Genomic DNA, 16,902 nt, shown 5'->3' with positions numbered 1-16,902 from the left:
CCCCTCCGATGGAACAAATTCAACAGAGGGGATCGCGGGACGGCAATGCTATTTTCGCGCAAATGCCTCCCGGGCGTCCAACCCGCCCTCCACGGGCAGACCCGCGGCCCTCAGCGCAATTGCCGCTGTCTCGCCCGGCGCGGTCAGCCAGGGAAGCTTGGCCTCGATTCCGCGCGTCACGGGCTCCCCGAGCACGCCTCCGAAGTCGATCGGCCAGAACCCGTTGGGCACCACCTCGGCGGAGAAGCCGCGGATCGCATAGCCCTCGCCCAGGATTGCCTCTGCCTTGTCGCTGGCGACAAGGCGCGCGGTGTTGGGATCCCTGAGATCGCCAAAGCTCACGAGCACGGGGATGAGCTCTCCTTGCACCGGGACAATGCCGGTCTGCCGGCTCATGTCCTTGAACGACACCCGGCTGCCGCGCGCGGCGCCATAGGCGCGGAGCGCCACATAGTTGATGTCGTCGAGGTCGAGCTTGGCGCCCTGCTGGTGCGCCAGCAAGACCACGATGTTCTTGCCTTGGCCGAGATCGACGAACACGGCCTCCCCGCGCGTCGTGGTGCGGCCGCTGCGGTTATAGTTGCGATCGGGCACGACAGCGAGAATGGCCGACCCGGTCTTGATCCCGGCGGGCGTCGTCACCTCGACCGTCAGGCGGTATTTGTGGTCCGGCCGGTTGATCCGGATCTGGTCGCCGCCTACGAGCAAAGCCAACAGCCCGAGCAGACCGGCCCACTTGCTGATAACGCCCAAGCGCCCCTCACTTCCTTTTCGCCACCGCTCTGCACCGTTCGCGCGGCAGCGTCAAACCGGCGCGTTGCCGCTCTTGATCGGAAGCGTGTTTGTCGAAAGAGTGCCCCATTGCAGCCACCAAAGACAGGATACGATGTGACCTTTCCCGCAGATGAACGATCCCGCTCCCGTGCCGACCTCGCGCGGGATCAGGCCTGGGCGATCGCGGCCGGAGGCATCGGCGTCGTTCTGTTCACCGCGCTGCTCGCCTTCACCTGGTATTTTGCCGCCACCCTGCTGCTGATCTTCACCGGCATGCTGCTCGGCCTCGGTCTCAACGCTCTGGTCAATGCGCTCGGCCGCCGGGTCCAGCTGCCTCACACGATCCGGCTTGCAATCGTCTGCGTTGCGCTCGCTTTGCTGCTCGCGGGCGTCGCCTATCTCGGCGGCGCCACCATTGCCGAACAGGCCTCGCTGCTGAGCAAGACCATCAAGTCGCAGATCACCAATGTCAGGTCCCTGCTCGAGAGCCACGGCATCGACACCAGCTTCTTCGACCTCGGCAACGCTGCCTCGGACCCCGCCGCCAACACCTCCTCGGAGGCAACGCCCGCGCCGGCAACGCCTTCGCGCGCTCCGCTGCCCAGTGCCGGCACGCTCGCCTCCAGCGGCGGGGCGATCGTGAGCCAGACCCTCAAGCTGCTGCTCGGCACCATTCACGGCGTCGGCAACATCTTCATCGTGCTGTTCCTGGGCCTGGCCTTCGCCGCCCAGCCCAGCGTCTATCATGACGGCCTGCTGTTCCTGGCACCGGCGCGGCACCGTACCCGTTTCGCCATCGTCATCGACCGTATCGCTGAAACGCTCGAGCGCTGGCTGATCGCCCAGATCATCGTCATGATCGCGGTCGGTGTCGTAACCTGGATCGGACTTGCCGTCATCGGCATCCCCGGCGCGTTCATCCTAGGAATCCAGGCGGGCCTGCTCGCCTTCATCCCCACGGTGGGAGCCATCATCGCCGGCGTCATCGTGGTGTTGGCGAGCCTCGCCTCCGGCTGGATCCCCGCTTTGTCGGCATTTCTGCTGTTCATGGGCGTGCACGCCATGGAAAGCTACGTGCTGACGCCGATCCTGCAGCGCCAGGCACTCGACATCCCGCCGGCCACGCTGTTCGCGTTCCAGATCCTGCTGGGCGTCGTGTTCGGCATCTGGGGCCTGGCGCTGGCGCTCCCGCTGGTCGCGATCGCCAAGGTCATGATCGACCATGTCAAGACCTACGAGGCGTCGCCTCTCGCGGAGGCGGCCTAGAGCATGATCCGGACCCGGAGGACCGCGTTAGCGGAAAGTGTGGAGCGGTTTTCCGATAAGATCATGCTCCCGAGATAAAGCCTCAGGTCGTCAGCACGGTCTCGGTGTGCTCGACCTCGGGAGGCGCGGCAAAATACTGGCCGACCAGGCCGCGCCATTCGGTGAAATTCTCCGAGCCGCGGAAGTCCACAGTGTGGTTCTCCAGCGTCGCCCATTTCACCATCAGCCGGTAACGCTGCGGCTTCTCGATCGACTTGTGCAGCTCGAAGCCGTGAAAGCCCTTGGAGCGGCCGAAAGCGGCCTTGGCCTTGGCAACGGCGGCCTCAAAATCCTTCTCGCTGCCCGGCTTGACGTCAATTTGCGCGATCTCGGTGATCATCGGCTTTCCACCCTTTTTGTTGATGGCCGTGTCTACCGCAGATGGCGACAAAGAAAAAGGCGCTGAAGCGGCGCCCTGCCCGGTCTGGAAATGCAGGCCTGTCAGGCGAACAGCAGGACCGTGCCCGCGACGATCAGCGCACAACCCGCGAACAACACGAACGGCCAGTAGCTGCGTTGCTGCGTGTAGCGGCCTTGCGCACGACGCTCGGTGATCAGCGCGCTCTCGTATTCGTCCGCAGTGGAGAACAGACAGGCGAAACCGCCGCGGGCCGAGGCAGCTTCGGCTTCGAGCGACATCAGGGCGGCTTGCGGATTCCGTCGACGGATCGATTCCATGACCACGATGGTAGGGATCGAATGGTAAACAGAGATTTACCGCAAGCCCGCCCTGCATGCTCACGCGGTGACCGGACGCGCCTGCGATGCGCCGGTCCGCGCCGCGCTCTGGCGGCGCCAGTTCTCCAGCGACAGCGGCAGCTCCTCGGCTGCCTCGACGCGGTTGCGGCCGCCGCGCTTGGCCTGGTAGAGCGCGGTGTCCGCCGAGGCCAGCAGCACCTCCAGCTCGGTGCCGGCCGGACCTCCGGCAACGCCGATGCTGACGGTGGTATCGACCGGACCTTCGTCGACCACGACGCCGGAGGTCTCGAACGCCTCGCGCACGCGCTCGGCGACCAGCACGCCCTCCTCCAGTGAGCATGGCAATAGCGCGGCGAACTCCTCGCCGCCGATGCGGCCCGACAGGTCGGAGATGCGCAAATTGCTGACCACGACGGTGGAGAACAGCTTCAGCATCTCGTCGCCGGCGGGATGGCCGAAGCGGTCGTTGATCGATTTGAAATGGTCGATGTCGAAGATCATCACGGTCACCGGCCGCCCGGCCTTGGCCTCGCGCTCGATCACGCGCGCACAAGCCTCCGAGAAGCCGCGCCGGTTGAGCATGCCGGTCAAGGGATCGGTCGATGCCGCCGTCCGGTGCGCGGTGACGGTGCGTTCCGACACCAGCATGAAGATCACGAACACGGTACCGACGGCATAGAGTATGAGCTCGACCGCGAACACGGTGACCCAGATGCTCGAGGAGAAGCCGGCATCATGCGGGCGCAGGAAGCTGCCGATCAGGATCGGCAGCATCAACACGCAGCCGTGCATCACCGGCATCACGAAGGCGAGCCAGCGCCGTTGCACGCTCTTGCGCCGTTCGGTCCAGAGCTCGCTCGCGGTCAACGCCGCGTACACCGAGACGATGCCGGCACCGACGAGCATGCGCAGCATCGATGCCGTGGGATCGAGCAGCGTCGCAGCAGCGACCCAGGCGAGCGCGCCGAGCACGAGCCCCGGCCAGTTCGGGTTGCGGCCGTGGAAGACGCGCGCCGCGTTCCAGACCATGCCGCAGGCGACGAAACCGACCGCGTTCAATGCAAGGTAAATGTGCGGCCCCAGCCTGTCGCCCGCCGCGGTCCATAGTGCGACGGAGGCGGCACCGAGCAGATAGGCGGTGCCCCACCATTTCAGCGCCGGGCTGTTCTCCTGCTTGCCGAAAAATACCATCATGGCGCCGAGCAATGCGGCGACCATGGTGGCGACCAAATAGAGCGTGATGCTATCGAGCGACATCATGTCGGCCCCCTCTAGAACATAGCAGTTACGCGATCGGCCCAGCCGATTTGCGCGCCCTTCCGAAGGCGACGCTAGGTCTCGCGGGTTCCATTCAGGTTTTCGCCGGTCCCTAAGTTTTCGGGAAACACGCCATCAATTTGCATACAAACGAACAACAAAAAGGGCGCTGAAATCAGCGCCCTTTTGCATCTCATTGAAGCCGCTTTCGCGGCGAATGCGACAAAAGCGATTAACGCTTCGAGAACTGGAAGGACCGGCGGGCCTTGGCCTTGCCGTACTTCTTGCGCTCGACCACGCGCGAGTCGCGGGTGAGGAAGCCGCCCTTCTTGAGCACGGAGCGCAGCTCCGGCTCGAAATAGGTGAGCGCCTTGGAGATGCCGTGACGGACCGCGCCGGCCTGGCCGGACAGGCCGCCGCCGGCGACGGTGCAGATCACGTCGTACTGGCCCGAACGCTGGGCCACGGAGAACGGCTGCTCGATCATCATGCGCAGCACGGGACGGGCGAAATAGACCTCGACCTCGCGCGAGTTGACGGTGACCTTGCCGGCGCCCGGCTTGATCCAGACGCGGGCGACCGCGTCCTTGCGCTTGCCGGTGGCGTAAGCGCGGTTGAACTTGTCGACCTTCTTCTCGTGCTTGGGCGCCTCGGGCGCGGCCGCCGTCTTGAGCTGCGAGAGCTGGTCGAGCGACTGAATGGATTCGGCCATGTTATGCGGCCCTCGTGTTCTTGCGGTTCAACTTGGCGATATCGATCTTCTCGGGCTGCTGCGCCTCGTGCGGATGATCGGCGCCGCCGTAGACACGGAGGTTACCCATCTGCACGCGGCCGAGCGGACCACGCGGGATCATGCGCTCGACGGCCTTCTCGAGCACGCGCTCGGGATGACGCCCTTCGAGGATCTGGCGCGCGGTGCGCTCCTTGACGTGGCCGACATAGCCGGTGTGCTTGTAGTAGGTCTTCTGCTCGCGCTTGCGACCGGTGAGGACCGCATGCTGCGCGTTGATGATGATGACGTTGTCGCCGCAATCGACGTGCGGGGTGTAGGTCGGGAGGTGCTTGCCGCGCAGGCGCATGGCAACGATGGTGGCGAGGCGGCCGACGACCAGACCCTTGGCGTCGATCAGCACCCACTTCTTCGTCACCTCAGCCGGCTTTGCCGAAAAGGTTTTCATGTCGGAGTTTCCGTGGACGGGAGATATCGGCGCGAACACCGCACCAGACTGCGCGCGGTTCTAGAGAAGAGCGGCGCAACGGTCAATGCCTCAGAGATGAAATTAGTTACGTAAAATCAATGGCTTAAAAATATGGTACGATAATACCTGCGAAAACCTCAAACATTTGGAATGGAATAGGTCGAGGTGACATGAGCGATCGGATCCGGCGAGGTGCCGGACAGCAGCTTCACCTCCCCGACCGCCAACCGTTTGCCGAGCTTGAGCAGTCGCGCCTCCGCCAGCACGTCCTGGCCGGGCTGGCCCTTGCGCAGGAAGTTGATGTTGAGATTGGTGGTCACGGCGAGCCCGATCGGCCCGATGGCAGACAGCAGCACCACGTACATGGCGAAATCGGCCAAGGCCATCAGCGTCGGGCCGGACACGGTGCCGCCCGGTCGCAGCATCTTTTCGCTGTAGCGCTGCCGCAGAAGGCAGGTCTGTCCGTCCGCGCTTTCGATCGTGATGTCGTCGCCGCTGAAGGCCTGGGGAAACTCGTGGCGGAGGAACTGCTCGAGCTCCGCCACGCTCATTTTCGCTGCCGCCATGCTGTTCCCACCCTCGCTTCACTTGCCCTGTTACATTAAGTTAGCTGCGTCATTCAAATGCAATAATCCAACGGAAACGCTTCGATGTCCGTTCAGGCCGCCCGCGCCCCCACCCCGCAACCGCCGATCCTGCTGCGCGAGATCGTCGGCAGCGTCGCCGTGCTCACGCTGAACCGACCAGCCGCGCGCAACAGCCTTTCCGAGGCGATGATCGGACAGCTGCATGCGAGCCTAAACGCAATCGCGGAAGACAAGCACATCCGCGCGGCCGTCATCGCGGCCAACGGCCCCGCTTTTTCCGCCGGCCACGACATAAAGGAACTGACCGCGCGCCGCACCGATCCGGATCGGGGTCGGGCTTATTTTGCGCAGATCATGACGGCCTGCAGCGCCATGATGCAGGCCGTCGTGCATCTGCCGAAGCCCGTGGTCGCGGCCGTCCAGGGCATCGCGACCGCTGCCGGCTGCCAGCTCGTCGCCAGCTGCGATCTTGCGATCGCATCGCACGAGGCGAAGTTCGCTACACCCGGCGTCGATATCGGCCTGTTCTGCTCGACCCCGATGGTGGCGCTGTCGCGCAACGTCCCGCGCAAGCAGGCCATGGAGATGCTGCTGACGGGCGAGCCTGTCACGGCCGACCGCGCCCGCGAGATCGGGCTCGTCAACCGTGTCGTTCCCGCCGGCACCGAACTCGGCGCCGCGATCGAGCTCGCGCAACAGGTCGCGTTGAAATCCGCCTACACGATCAAGCTCGGCAAGGAGGCCTTCTACCGCCAGGCCGAGATGAGCCTTGCAGACGCCTATCGCTATGCCGCAGAGGTGATGACCGAGAACATGATGGCGCGCGACGCCGAGGAAGGCATCGGCGCCTTCATCGAGAAGCGCGCGCCGACATGGCGGGATGAATGACCCCCGCCAACAAGAAAAGATAAGTGATGAACCACGACGCCTATCCCGACAATTACATCCGCGGCATCCTCAACAGCGTGAAATCCATCGCGATGGTCGGGGCCTCGCCGGTCAATGTGCGGCCGAGCTATTTCGCGTTCAAATACCTGATGCAGCGCGGCTACGACATGATCCCGGTCAATCCCGGCCATGTCGGCAAGGAGCTGCTCGGAAAGCCGTTCGTCGCATCACTGTCGGATATCGGCCGCCCCGTCGACATGGTCGACATCTTCCGCAACTCCAGCCACATCATGCCCGTCGTCGAGGAGGCGCTCACGCTCGACCCGCTGCCGAAGGTGATCTGGATGCAGCTCGGCGCGCGCGACGATGCGGCGGCCGCGAAAGCGGAATCAGTCGGGATCAAGGTGGTCATGAACCGCTGCCCCAAGATCGAATATGGCCGCCTGTCGTCAGAAATCTCCTGGATGGGCGTGAATTCGCGCACGCTCAGCTCCAAGCGCGCGCCGGCGCCGACGCAGGGCATGAGGCTGTCCCTCAATCGGATGAGTGTCGGCGGTGGCGACACCGCCGCATCGGATCGCGCTGCGAAGAACAAGAGCGAGCAAAGCTGACGCGATTGCGAAGGCTTCGTTTCGCAAACGCGACAATGCGCAGCACGATCGTTCCCAAAATGATTCCGATGTGACGCCGCGCCTTGACGGCGGGCACGGCGCCGATCAGCATGCCGCGCGAATTTCAGGCCACAAGAACAGGACGCCCAAATGAGCGATCGCCTTCCGGGATTTTCAACGCTCGCCGTGCATGCCGGTGCACAGCCCGACCCCACCACCGGCGCGCGCGCGACTCCGATTTATCAAACGACCTCTTTCGTCTTCAACGATGCCGATCACGCCGCCTCGCTGTTCGGCCTGCAGGCGTTCGGCAACATCTATACCCGCATCGGCAATCCTACCAATGCGGTGCTGGAAGAGCGCGTCGCCGCGCTCGAAGGCGGCACGGCCGCGCTCGCGGTCGCTTCCGGCCATGCCGCGCAGGTCGTGGTGCTGCAGCAGCTGCTTCAACCCGGCGACGAATTCATCGCCGCGCGAAAGCTCTATGGCGGCTCGATCAACCAGTTCACGCACGCATTCAAGAGCTTTGGCTGGAACGTGGTGTGGGCCGATCCCGACGATATCGCGAGCTTCGAGCGTGCGGTGACGCCGCGCACGAAAGCGATCTTCATCGAGTCCATCGCCAACCCCGCCGGCAGCATCACCGACATCGAGGCGATCTCGACCGTGGCGCGCAAGGCGGGCGTGCCGCTGATCGTCGACAACACGCTAGCCTCGCCCTATCTGATCCGTCCGATCGATCATGGCGCTGACATCGTCGTGCACTCGCTGACGAAATTCCTGGGCGGCCACGGCAATTCCCTCGGCGGCATCATCGTCGATGCCGGCACCTTCGACTGGTCCACGGGCGGCAAGTACCCCATGCTCTCGGAGCCGCGGCCGGAATATCACGGCATCCGGCTGCAGGAGACGTTTGGCAATTTCGCCTTCGCAATCGCCTGCCGCGTGCTCGGCCTGCGCGACCTCGGCCCGGCGTTGTCGCCGTTCAACGCCTTCATGATCCTGACCGGCATCGAGACTCTGCCGCTGCGCATGCAGAAGCACTGCGACAATGCCAAAGCCGTTGCCGAATACCTCGCGGGACATCCGGCGGTGGCCTCGGTGAGCTATGCCGGGCTGCCGAGCGACAAGTACAATCAGCTCGCGCGCAAATACGCACCAAAGGGCGCCGGCGCGGTGTTCACCTTCAGCCTGAAGGGCGGCTATGACGCCGGAGTCAGCCTGGTGTCGAAGCTGCAGCTGTTCTCGCACCTCGCCAATGTCGGCGACACCCGCTCGCTGGTGATCCATCCGGCCTCGACCACGCACAGCCAGCTCGACGACGCCGCCAAGATCAAGTCCGGCGCCGGCCCGGACGTGGTCCGGATCTCGGTCGGTATCGAGGACAAGGAAGACCTGATCGCGGATCTGGAACAGGCGCTGGGGACGTAGCGCCTGGGAACGACGGCGGCCGTTTTGGCCGCCGTCGGTTAACCCTCATTAACCATATCTGCCTCATACATCGTGCTTGGATCGCCCCTTTGATTCGGAGCCGACGATGCTGCGCTGGATGGTGCCCGCTCTGGCTGTGATGCTGACGGCCTCGGCGGCCATTGCCGCCGATCTGCCGGCGACGCCGAAGCGGCGCGCGGCCGGGCCGCCGCAGGACCCACCTCAGGTCTATGTCGAGACCGATCCGGATGCGCTGATCTCGCCGGCCTACGGCATCGGCAGCTACATCCGCAACCTGCCGGGCACGCCGCTGCTGCCGGGCTCCCACACCTTGCCTGGCTATTACGGCCGCCCCTGGAGCTACGATTATCAGGGCGCCTATTACGGCGGGGAACAGGTCGATTATTTCTGGCGCCTGCCCTATGCGTGCGGCGTCTACGGCTATTGCTGATCAGCCGGGCTGATGGTGATCAGCCGGGCTGACCCACGGGGACCGCGCGCGGCTGCGCCTGCACAGACTGCCGTGACGCCAGCCGCTCCACCTGCATCACTGCCAGCGTCAACACCACGATCGCAACCGCCTGGTGGGTCAGCGCGAGATCGATCGGCACCTGGTTGAGCAGCGTGAGGATGCCGAGCACCGCCTGCACGCTCACCGCCGCGAACAGCCACAACGCGCCGCTCGCGGCCGCACCTGCACGCGAGCGCACCGCGTCGATCGCATGCAGCAGCGCCAGCACGATCAACACGTAGGCGGTCATGCGATGCTCGAACTGCACCGTCAGCACATTGTCGAACATGTTGCGCCACCACGGTGTCTCGAACCACAGCCGTTCCGCCGAGGGGATGAGCGCCCCATCGATCTCAGGCCAGGTGTTGTAGGCCCGCCCGGCACGCAGGCCCGCGACCAGCGCGCCGAAATAGATTTGCACGAAGGTCACCACGAGCAGCACCGCGCTCGTGAACCGCAGCCGCGCGGGCGCCGCGATCTGCGGTCGCTGCTCGAGCCGCCGCACCGTCCAGACGATACCGGCGAAGATCAGGAGCGCGAGCGAAAGATGCGTCGCCAGCCGATATTGCGACACCTCGGTGCGTTCCGTCAGGCCCGAGGCCACCATCCACCAGCCGACCGCCCCCTGGAGGCCGCCGAGCGCGAACAGCAGCCACAGCCTGCGCTTCAGCTCACCCGACAGTCCGCCGCGCCATAGGAAGTACAGAAACGGCAGGAGATAGGCGACGCCGATGAAGCGGCCGAGCAGCCGGTGGCTCCATTCCCACCAGAAGATCGTCTTGAACTCGGACAGGCTCATGCCTGAATTGAGCTCGCGATATTGCGGGATCTTCTTGTAGGCCTCGAACGCCTCGGCCCATGCCGCTTCCGACAGCGGCGGAACACTGCCCGTGACCGGCTTCCATTCGACGATCGACAGGCCCGATTCCGTCAGCCGTGTCGCACCGCCAACCAGCACCATCAGTGCGATCAGCGCGGCCACACAGATCAGCCACCAGCGCACGGCGCGATGCGGCTCGGATGGGGCGGAAATCGTCGTCATTCAAGTACAAAACCAAGCCTGTGGCGAAGAGACTTGAACCGGGTTGCGTGCCCCTTATAGTCCCCCGCTCCCGCAGCGCAAGTAACGCGATAGCCTTGAAGTTCCCGCCATGACGATCCGCACCCGCAAGTTCCTCGGCGCCATCCTGCTCCTGGTGCTGGCCACCGTCTGGGCCCTGCTCGGCATGGCGGCGGCGCAGATGCCGTGGATCGCCGAATCCGGCTGGCGGCAGGCGATCTACTACGTCGTGGTCGGCATGGGCTGGGTGCTGCCGGCGATGCCGATCGTGAGCTGGATGCAGCGGCCCGATCGCCTCAGGTCTGGCTCGTAGCGCTCCCGGTCGGCCGCACCGGCGCAAAAGCGGCGCCCGACACCAGCACGCGCAGCATCCGCAGCGAGCGCACCCGCCCGTCCCAGGAGATCCGCGGCAGCGCGCGCAAGTTCGTCCGTCCCTCCGCCTCCACGATGCCAGGGATCGTCGAGGCCGCGCTGGCGAAGCCCGCCTGCTCCGCCATCACGACGTGGCTGCGCCGGAACGAAGCGCGGTCGCCGAACGGATAGGCGAAATGCCTGATCTCGCACTGGAAGGCCGATTCCGCCACGGCCTTGCCCATCGTCATCTCGCGCAGTGCGGCCGCGTCCTTCATGTTGGCCAGCATCGGATAGTTCACCGTTGCGCTGCCGATCGTCACGAGCGGATCGCCGGCGAGCCTGGCGAGGTCCTCCCAATCCATCGACGCCTCGCGCGAGAGCGCGGCGAGGTCGATCCGGTAGCGCGTACAGAGATCGGCGATCGCGGCCGACAGATCCGCCGGCGGCAGCGAGCGCAGCCAGCTCTCCAGATGCGAGAACAGCGCCTGCTTCCCGGCCTTGTCGGCGACCGTGAAGCGCTGCTCCTTGTCGCCCATCATCAGGTCGATGCGGCTCTCGCGCGCGATCACCTGCTCCAGGGCGAGCCACCAGGCCTCGCCGACGCCGTCGGGAAAAGCGGTCGGCACATAGATCGTAAAAGGCACGGCGTGACGCGCCAGCACCGGATAGGCGAAGGTGATGAGATCCTTGCCGGCGCCATCGAAGGTCAGCGCCACGAAGCGACGCTTCTCCGGCAGCATCACCGCGCGCCGGCAGACCCCGTCCATGCCGAGAAAATCGTAGTTCCACCGCTTCAGCGCGCGGATGGCGCGATCGAGGAATTGCGGCGTAATCTCGTGCTCGCGCAGCGGCTGAAATCCGCGCCGCCGAGGCCGCACGTAGCGGAAACGCAGGATGGCGCCGGCACCGCGACTGCGCAGCATGGCCTGGCCGGTGAACCAGGCCAGCTCGAGGCGCAGCCGTTCCAACCATCTGTCGTCGGAAGCCAAAATCCCACCCTTCGCGCGCGCCGGCGGTCAGTTCCCTCGCCCCAGTCATTACCCTTTGTTGACCTTTGTTTGCAAAGGTCGGCCACGGGCTGAAATACGTATTTTCGATTTCTCGACAGGTTTCGCGAATGACCATGGCTGCGGCGATGCAAAGCCGGACGGCAGAAGCGCCAGCGCGGTCGAAAGCGAGCCGTATCGCACAGGTCGACATCGTCACCGATCTCGCCGAGGTCGAGGCGGTCTGGCGCGGCTTCGAGGCCAGTGGCCATCTTTTCACGCCCTACCAGCGCTTCGACCTGCTCGACCCCTGGCAGCGGCTGGTCGGCGCCCGTGAAGGTGCCCGGCCGTTCATTGTGATCGCCCGCGACGCCGATCGGCGCCCGCTCCTGCTGCTGCCGCTCTCGCTGCGGCAGGGTCACGGCGTGCGCACCGCCGGCTTCATGGGCGGCAAGCACACCACCTTCAACATGGGCCTGTGGAACGCCGAGTTCGCAGCAGAGGCCGCCAGCGCCGATCTCGATGCACTGCTTGCGCCGCTCGGCGAGCACGCCGACGTGCTCGCACTGACACAGCAGCCCGAGCGCTGGCACGACCAGCAGAACCCATTTGCAGCCCTGCCGCGGCAGCGCCCGATCAACGGCTGTCCGCGACTGGTGATGGAGCCGGGCGGCCCGCCGGCCTCGCGGATCAGCAATTCCCTGCGCCGACGCCTCAAGAGCAAGGAGAAGAAGCTTCAGTCCCTCGCCGGCTACCGCTATCACCTGGCGACGTCCGAGGCAGACATCACCCGCCTGCTCGACTGGTTCTTCCGCGTCAAGCCGGCGCGGATGGCGGAGCAGAAGCTGCCGAACGTCTTCGCCGAACCCGGCGTCGAGCAGTTCGTCCGCAGCGCCTGCCTTGCGCCGCGCGGCGAAGGTCATGTCATCGACATCCATGCGCTGGAATGCGACGAGGAGGTGATCGCGATCTTCGCCGGCGTCGCCGACGGCGAGCGCTTCTCGATGATGTTCAACACCTACACGATGTCCGAGCACGCCCGCTACAGCCCCGGCCTGATCCTGATGCGCTACATCATCGACCGCTACGGCGAACGCGGCTACCGCTCGCTCGACCTCGGCATCGGCTCGGACGATTACAAGCGGATGTTCTGCAAGGACGACGAGGCGATCTTCGACAGCTTCGTCCCCCTGACCTCGCGCGGCAAGCTCGCGGCCATGGCGATGTCCTCGCTCAGCCACGGCAAGCGGCTGGTGAAGCAGAACCAGATGCTGTTCGACATGGCCCGCCGGCTACGGCAGGCGTTCGGGTAGCTCTTTCCACTTGCACGGCTGTCTTCCCTTCTCCCCTTGTGGGAGAAGGTGGCGCGAAGCGCCGGATGAGGGGTATGCCTCCGCGAGCTCGAATGGAAAGGTGAACTCGCGGAGAGATACCCCTCACCCGTCTCGCCGCTAACGCGGCGAGCCACCCTCTCCCACAAGGGGAGAGGGTAAGAAAGCCTACGCCGCCACCACGCGCGGCGTCTCGGCGGCATCGGACGGCTGCACCGGCTTGCTCAGCATCGCCACCGCGCTGAAGCCGACGGCTCTAAGCTGCTCGCACATCTGCGCGCGCGCATCCGCCGCCATCGACGCATCGGGCACCACGACGGCGCGGGCATGGGCCGTCAACAGGTCGGCCGGCAGGTCCGAGGCGCTGCCGGCGTCGATCAGCACGTGATCGTAAGCTCGCAGCAGCGCGTCGATCGCGAGTGCGACGCGCGGCGACTGCAGCAGGCTGCGGTCGAAGCCGGGACGGCCGGCCATCACCAGATGCAGCCGCGACAGCTTGTCCCGGGTGATGACTTGCGCGAACGAGGCCTCGCCCTGCATCAGCTCGGCAAGGCCGGGAGCCTGCGCATCGGCGGAGACTGCGGCAATGGTCGGCGAGGAGGCGGCGAGATCGACCACGACGACGCGTGCATCGCGCGCCAGGTTCCGCGCCAGCGTCAGCGTCGACAGCGTGATGGCCTCGCCGAGCGCCGTGCCGAGCACCGTGACCTTCTTGGCCGCAGTGCCTGCGGCACGCAGATCGTCGGCCAGACGCTCGATCTCGGCGAATTCACTCGTATCCAAATCGGCCGCCATCTCCGGCTGCAGCGGCGCGGGCTCCGCCAAGACCGGATCCAACATTGGTTCGCCGCCCCTTTCGACCACGGGCTCGATGGCCCGCTGAACGACCAGCGGCTCCTGGCGCACCGGCGTCTGCGCGGAGCCCATTGCCGCGCCCGGCGCGGTCTGGCGCAGCAACTCGCCGGTGACGACGACGCCGGACGAGAGCAGCAGCGTTGCGATCGTTGCGATCAGCACGATCGGCAGCTTCTTCGGATAGGCCGGCGTGTTCGAGACAATGGCGCGCGAGATGATGCGGCCGTCGGTCGGCGCCGTGTCGATGGTCTCGCGGGTGTTGGCCTCGCGGTACTTGGCGAGATAGGTCTCGAGCAGATCGCGCTGCGCCTTGGCCTCGCGCTCCAGCGCACGGAGCTGGACGTCCTGGCCGTTGGTGGAGGCCGCCTGCTTCTTGAGCTGCTCGAGGCTCACGGTGAGGCCATCGACCCGACCGCTGGCGATCCGGGCGTCGTTCTCGAGCGAGCGCGATATCTTGGCGGCTTCGTCTCGAATCTGATTGTCGAGGTCGCCGAGCTGCGCCTTCAGCTCCTTGATCCGGGGATGATTGCCGAGCAGCGTCGACGATTGCTCGGCGAGCTGCGCCCGCAGCGTCACCCTCTGCTCCGACAGCCGGCGCATCAATTCGGAGTTCACGACCTCGGACGCCTCGATCGGCTTGCCGCTCTGGAGCATCTCCTTGATCAGCCGTGCCTTGGATTCCGCATCCGCCTTCATCGAGCGCGCATTGTTGAGCTGGGTATTGACCTCGCCCATCTGCTGGTTCGACAGCGTGGTGTTGTTGGTTCCGATGAACAGGCCGGACTTGGAACGGAAGTCCTCGACCCGCGCCTCGGCGTCCGAGACCTTCTTGCGCAAACTCTCGATCTCGCCGGCCAGCCATTGGCTGGCGTTCTTGGCCTGCTCCTGGCGCGCGGCCTGCTGCAGCACGAGATAGCCGTCGGCGATCGAGTTGGCGACGCGCGCGGCGAGCTCGGGATCGGCGGACTGGAATTCGACCACGATCACGCGCGACTTGTCGACGGCGTAGGCCGAAAGTCGCTCGTAATAGGAATCGAGCACGCGCTCTTCCGGCGTCATCGCGAACGGATCGCGGACGATACCGACGAGCGCGGCAAGCGACTTAAGCGGCGAGATGCCCTGCAGCACCGGGTCGAATTCGGGGCGCTCGGCGAGCTTGTTCTTCTTGATGATCTCGCGCGCCAGATCGCGCGACAGCACCAGTTGCACCTGGCTGGTGACGGCCTCGGCATCGAGCGCCTGCCGCTCCTCGGTGCGGTCGCTGTTCGGACGCAGGAACACGTTCTCGCGGCCGTCGATCAGAATCCGGGTTTCAGATTTGTAGCGCGGCGTGACGAGATTGACGATGGCGAGCGAGGCAACGAGCGCCAGCACCGTCGGCACGATGACCCAGCCGCGCTTGCGCGCCAGGGCCGCACCGAGCGCGTGCAGGTCGATGTCGCCGGATTCGACCTGTCCAGGCTTGGCGATGACGGGCGCGGGCTTCGCTTCGGGCTTCGCTTCGATCTTGGCCTCAAACTTGGCTTCGATCTTTTCGGCTTCCGCTTCGCGCTTTTCGGCCTTCGTTTCGCTCTTGGGCGCAGCTTCGCCTTTGGACTTCGCGACGGCCCGCGCGATCACAGCCTTGTCCTTGCCGGCACGCCAGAACGCTAAACGCATCGAACACTCCCGCAGGGCAATGCTGCGACTCTACCTCAACCGGGGCGATTACACTCCATTAAGGTTGCCGCTGGGTTAATCGGGACGACACGCGCCTTGCGCGCGTCGTCCCGTCACCGTTTGTTAACCACGAGGCCCCTTAATCCATCTCGATTATTTCGTGAGAATTGTTCGGCAAGTCGCCGTCGAGCTGGTTTTGATCATGCCCCCCTCTCCCGACCGGCCGCTTCGCATCCTTCACGCCGTGCGCGCTCCGGTCGGCGGCATCTTCCGCCACATCCTCGACGTCGCCAACGGCCAGGTTGACCGCGGCCATCATGTCGGCATCCTCGCCGACAGCCTCACCGGCGGCGAGCGCGCCGACAAGGCGCTGACCGAGCTTGCGCCGCGCCTGAAGCTCGGCGTCCACCGCATGGCGATCCGCCGCGAGCCGTCGCCCGATGACGTCCTGGTATGGCTCCGCATGCGGCGGCTCATCGCCACGCTCAAGCCCGACGTGCTGCACGGCCACGGCGCCAAGGCCGGTGCCTTCATCCGCATGCGGCGGCGCTCGGACGACACGATCCGGATCTACACCCCGCATGGCGGCTCGCTGCATTATCCGCTCAACACCTTCAAAGGCGAGTTCTACGCGCGGCTCGAACGCGCGCTGATGGACTCCACGGACCTGTTCCTGTTCGAGAGTGCCTTTGCGCGCGACACCTATCAGCGTATCGTCGGCACGCCCAAGGGCGTGGTGCACTGCGTTTTCAATGGCGTGACGCCGGAGGAATTCGAGCCGGTCATCACCGCCGAGGATGCGACCGACCTGTGCTATGTCGGCGAGTTCAGGCACATCAAGGGCGCCGACCTGCTGGTCGATGCCGTGGCGCGCCTGCACGAGGGCGGCAAAAAGGTCACGCTCACGCTCGGCGGCGACGGCGAGGAGACGGCCGCGCTGAAGGCGCAGGTCGAGCGGCTCGGCCTGGCGAACGCCATCCGCTTCATCGGTCACGTCAAGGCGCGCTACGGCTTCTCCAAGGGGCGGCTGCTCGTCGTCCCCTCGCGCGGCGATTCCATGCCTTATGTCGTGATCGAGGCCGGCGCCGCGGGCATTCCGATGATCGCATCCAAGATCGGCGGCATCCCCGAGATCCTGGGCGTCGACAGCCCCGCGCTGTTCGCGCCCAGCGATCCCGAGGCCATGGCGGAGGCGATCGCCGCAGCGCTGGACGATCCGCAAACCACCGCGCAACGCGCACTCTCCTTGCGCGAGCGCATCTCGGCGCACTTCTCACAAGCCGCGATGGTCGAGGGCGTGCTCGCCGGCTATCGCGACGCATTTGCCAATCATTAACCATCCTTAAGTCCAGCTTTAGAGAATCTTCCGATTTGTTCGATAATCGAAGCGCCAGG

At 65.4% G+C, this 16,902-nt stretch carries 18 protein-coding genes; 8 read left to right on the top strand and 10 right to left on the bottom strand.

From position 1 onward, the window contains the following. Positions 1 to 48 precede the first annotated feature (48 nt). Positions 49 to 753 carry a hypothetical protein gene (locus ACTEK7_RS01110; RefSeq protein ID WP_109143560.1) on the bottom strand — a complete coding sequence of 235 codons (705 nt, stop codon included), beginning with the start codon at positions 751 to 753 and terminating at the stop codon, positions 49 to 51. Positions 754 to 888: 135 nt separating this feature from the next. Between ACTEK7_RS01110 and ACTEK7_RS01105 the strand changes: the two genes are divergently transcribed. Further along, positions 889 to 2,040: an AI-2E family transporter gene (locus ACTEK7_RS01105; RefSeq protein WP_036010309.1), complete on the top strand. Its 1,152-nt coding sequence runs from the start codon at positions 889 to 891 to the stop codon at positions 2,038 to 2,040. An 82-nt stretch (positions 2,041 to 2,122) separates the two neighbouring features. Here the strand turns inward: ACTEK7_RS01105 and ACTEK7_RS01100 are convergent, their stop codons facing one another. The 6 genes from ACTEK7_RS01100 to ACTEK7_RS01075 all read right to left on the bottom strand — a co-directional run bounded on the left by ACTEK7_RS01100 (position 2,123) and on the right by ACTEK7_RS01075 (position 5,800). Further along, complete coding sequence (locus tag ACTEK7_RS01100) at positions 2,123 to 2,419, bottom strand: antibiotic biosynthesis monooxygenase family protein (RefSeq protein ID WP_025036647.1); 297 nt, start codon at positions 2,417 to 2,419, stop codon at positions 2,123 to 2,125. Positions 2,420 to 2,520: 101 nt separating this feature from the next. Next, on the bottom strand, positions 2,521 to 2,757 hold the full coding sequence (locus tag ACTEK7_RS01095) for a hypothetical protein (protein ID WP_036010312.1): 237 nt from the start codon (positions 2,755 to 2,757) through the stop codon (positions 2,521 to 2,523). Between the two features lie 60 nt (positions 2,758 to 2,817). Further along, the gene (locus tag ACTEK7_RS01090) at positions 2,818 to 4,038 is read right to left on the bottom strand and encodes a GGDEF domain-containing protein (protein ID WP_225147186.1); all 1,221 of its coding nucleotides are present in this window, start codon (positions 4,036 to 4,038) and stop codon (positions 2,818 to 2,820) included. A gap of 229 nt (positions 4,039 to 4,267) precedes the next feature. Then, a complete protein-coding gene (gene rpsI / locus ACTEK7_RS01085) occupies positions 4,268 to 4,747 on the bottom strand; it encodes a 30S ribosomal protein S9 (protein ID WP_018642439.1) in 480 nt (159 codons plus the stop codon). A gap of 1 nt (position 4,748) precedes the next feature. Further along, the gene (rplM, locus tag ACTEK7_RS01080) at positions 4,749 to 5,213 is read right to left on the bottom strand and encodes a 50S ribosomal protein L13 (RefSeq protein ID WP_018642440.1); all 465 of its coding nucleotides are present in this window, start codon (positions 5,211 to 5,213) and stop codon (positions 4,749 to 4,751) included. A gap of 158 nt (positions 5,214 to 5,371) precedes the next feature. Next, complete coding sequence (locus ACTEK7_RS01075; RefSeq protein ID WP_036010317.1) at positions 5,372 to 5,800, bottom strand: PaaI family thioesterase; 429 nt, start codon at positions 5,798 to 5,800, stop codon at positions 5,372 to 5,374. An 84-nt stretch (positions 5,801 to 5,884) separates the two neighbouring features. On the opposite strand from ACTEK7_RS01075, the gene ACTEK7_RS01070 reads away from it, so the two are divergent. The 4 genes from ACTEK7_RS01070 to ACTEK7_RS01055 all read left to right on the top strand — a co-directional run bounded on the left by ACTEK7_RS01070 (position 5,885) and on the right by ACTEK7_RS01055 (position 9,202). After that, positions 5,885 to 6,709 carry an enoyl-CoA hydratase gene (locus ACTEK7_RS01070; RefSeq protein ID WP_225130780.1) on the top strand — a complete coding sequence of 275 codons (825 nt, stop codon included), beginning with the start codon at positions 5,885 to 5,887 and terminating at the stop codon, positions 6,707 to 6,709. A gap of 26 nt (positions 6,710 to 6,735) precedes the next feature. Next, entirely contained in the window at positions 6,736 to 7,320 is a 585-nt protein-coding gene (locus ACTEK7_RS01065; protein ID WP_036010322.1) for a CoA-binding protein, read from the top strand. 150 nt (positions 7,321 to 7,470) lie between these two features. Beyond that, positions 7,471 to 8,751: an O-acetylhomoserine aminocarboxypropyltransferase gene (locus ACTEK7_RS01060; protein ID WP_036010324.1), complete on the top strand. Its 1,281-nt coding sequence runs from the start codon at positions 7,471 to 7,473 to the stop codon at positions 8,749 to 8,751. 106 nt (positions 8,752 to 8,857) lie between these two features. Further along, positions 8,858 to 9,202, top strand: coding sequence for a hypothetical protein (locus tag ACTEK7_RS01055; protein WP_225147187.1), 345 nt, complete (start codon positions 8,858 to 8,860; stop codon positions 9,200 to 9,202). A 19-nt stretch (positions 9,203 to 9,221) separates the two neighbouring features. Here the strand turns inward: ACTEK7_RS01055 and ACTEK7_RS01050 are convergent, their stop codons facing one another. Continuing rightward, the gene (locus ACTEK7_RS01050) at positions 9,222 to 10,304 is read right to left on the bottom strand and encodes a COX15/CtaA family protein (RefSeq protein WP_225147188.1); all 1,083 of its coding nucleotides are present in this window, start codon (positions 10,302 to 10,304) and stop codon (positions 9,222 to 9,224) included. A 109-nt stretch (positions 10,305 to 10,413) separates the two neighbouring features. Here ACTEK7_RS01050 and ACTEK7_RS01045 point away from each other — a divergent pair, with 109 nt between their 5' ends. Further along, positions 10,414 to 10,635: a DUF2842 domain-containing protein gene (locus tag ACTEK7_RS01045; protein WP_036010340.1), complete on the top strand. Its 222-nt coding sequence runs from the start codon at positions 10,414 to 10,416 to the stop codon at positions 10,633 to 10,635. On the opposite strand, the gene ACTEK7_RS01040 is transcribed toward ACTEK7_RS01045, so the two are convergent. Then, positions 10,619 to 11,665: a polysaccharide deacetylase family protein gene (locus tag ACTEK7_RS01040; protein WP_225147189.1), complete on the bottom strand. Its 1,047-nt coding sequence runs from the start codon at positions 11,663 to 11,665 to the stop codon at positions 10,619 to 10,621. The two genes, ACTEK7_RS01045 and ACTEK7_RS01040, sit on opposite strands and share 17 nt — an antisense overlap. Positions 11,666 to 11,793: 128 nt before the next feature. On the opposite strand from ACTEK7_RS01040, the gene ACTEK7_RS01035 reads away from it, so the two are divergent. Next, the gene (locus ACTEK7_RS01035; protein WP_225147190.1) at positions 11,794 to 12,975 is read left to right on the top strand and encodes a GNAT family N-acetyltransferase; all 1,182 of its coding nucleotides are present in this window, start codon (positions 11,794 to 11,796) and stop codon (positions 12,973 to 12,975) included. A 186-nt stretch (positions 12,976 to 13,161) separates the two neighbouring features. Here the strand turns inward: ACTEK7_RS01035 and ACTEK7_RS01030 are convergent, their stop codons facing one another. Further along, positions 13,162 to 15,507, bottom strand: coding sequence for a GumC family protein (locus tag ACTEK7_RS01030; protein ID WP_225147191.1), 2,346 nt, complete (start codon positions 15,505 to 15,507; stop codon positions 13,162 to 13,164). A gap of 202 nt (positions 15,508 to 15,709) precedes the next feature. Between ACTEK7_RS01030 and ACTEK7_RS01025 the strand changes: the two genes are divergently transcribed. Beyond that, positions 15,710 to 16,843 (top strand): glycosyltransferase family 4 protein, encoded by a 1,134-nt coding sequence (locus ACTEK7_RS01025; RefSeq protein ID WP_036010354.1) that lies wholly within the window; start codon positions 15,710 to 15,712, stop codon positions 16,841 to 16,843. Positions 16,844 to 16,902: the final 59 nt, after the last annotated feature.

The sequence above is a fragment of the Bradyrhizobium sp. JHI2711 genome (assembly GCF_056156565.1).
Note: the sequence above shows the minus strand (reverse complement) of the source record. Positions and strands in the feature narration are given on the sequence as shown.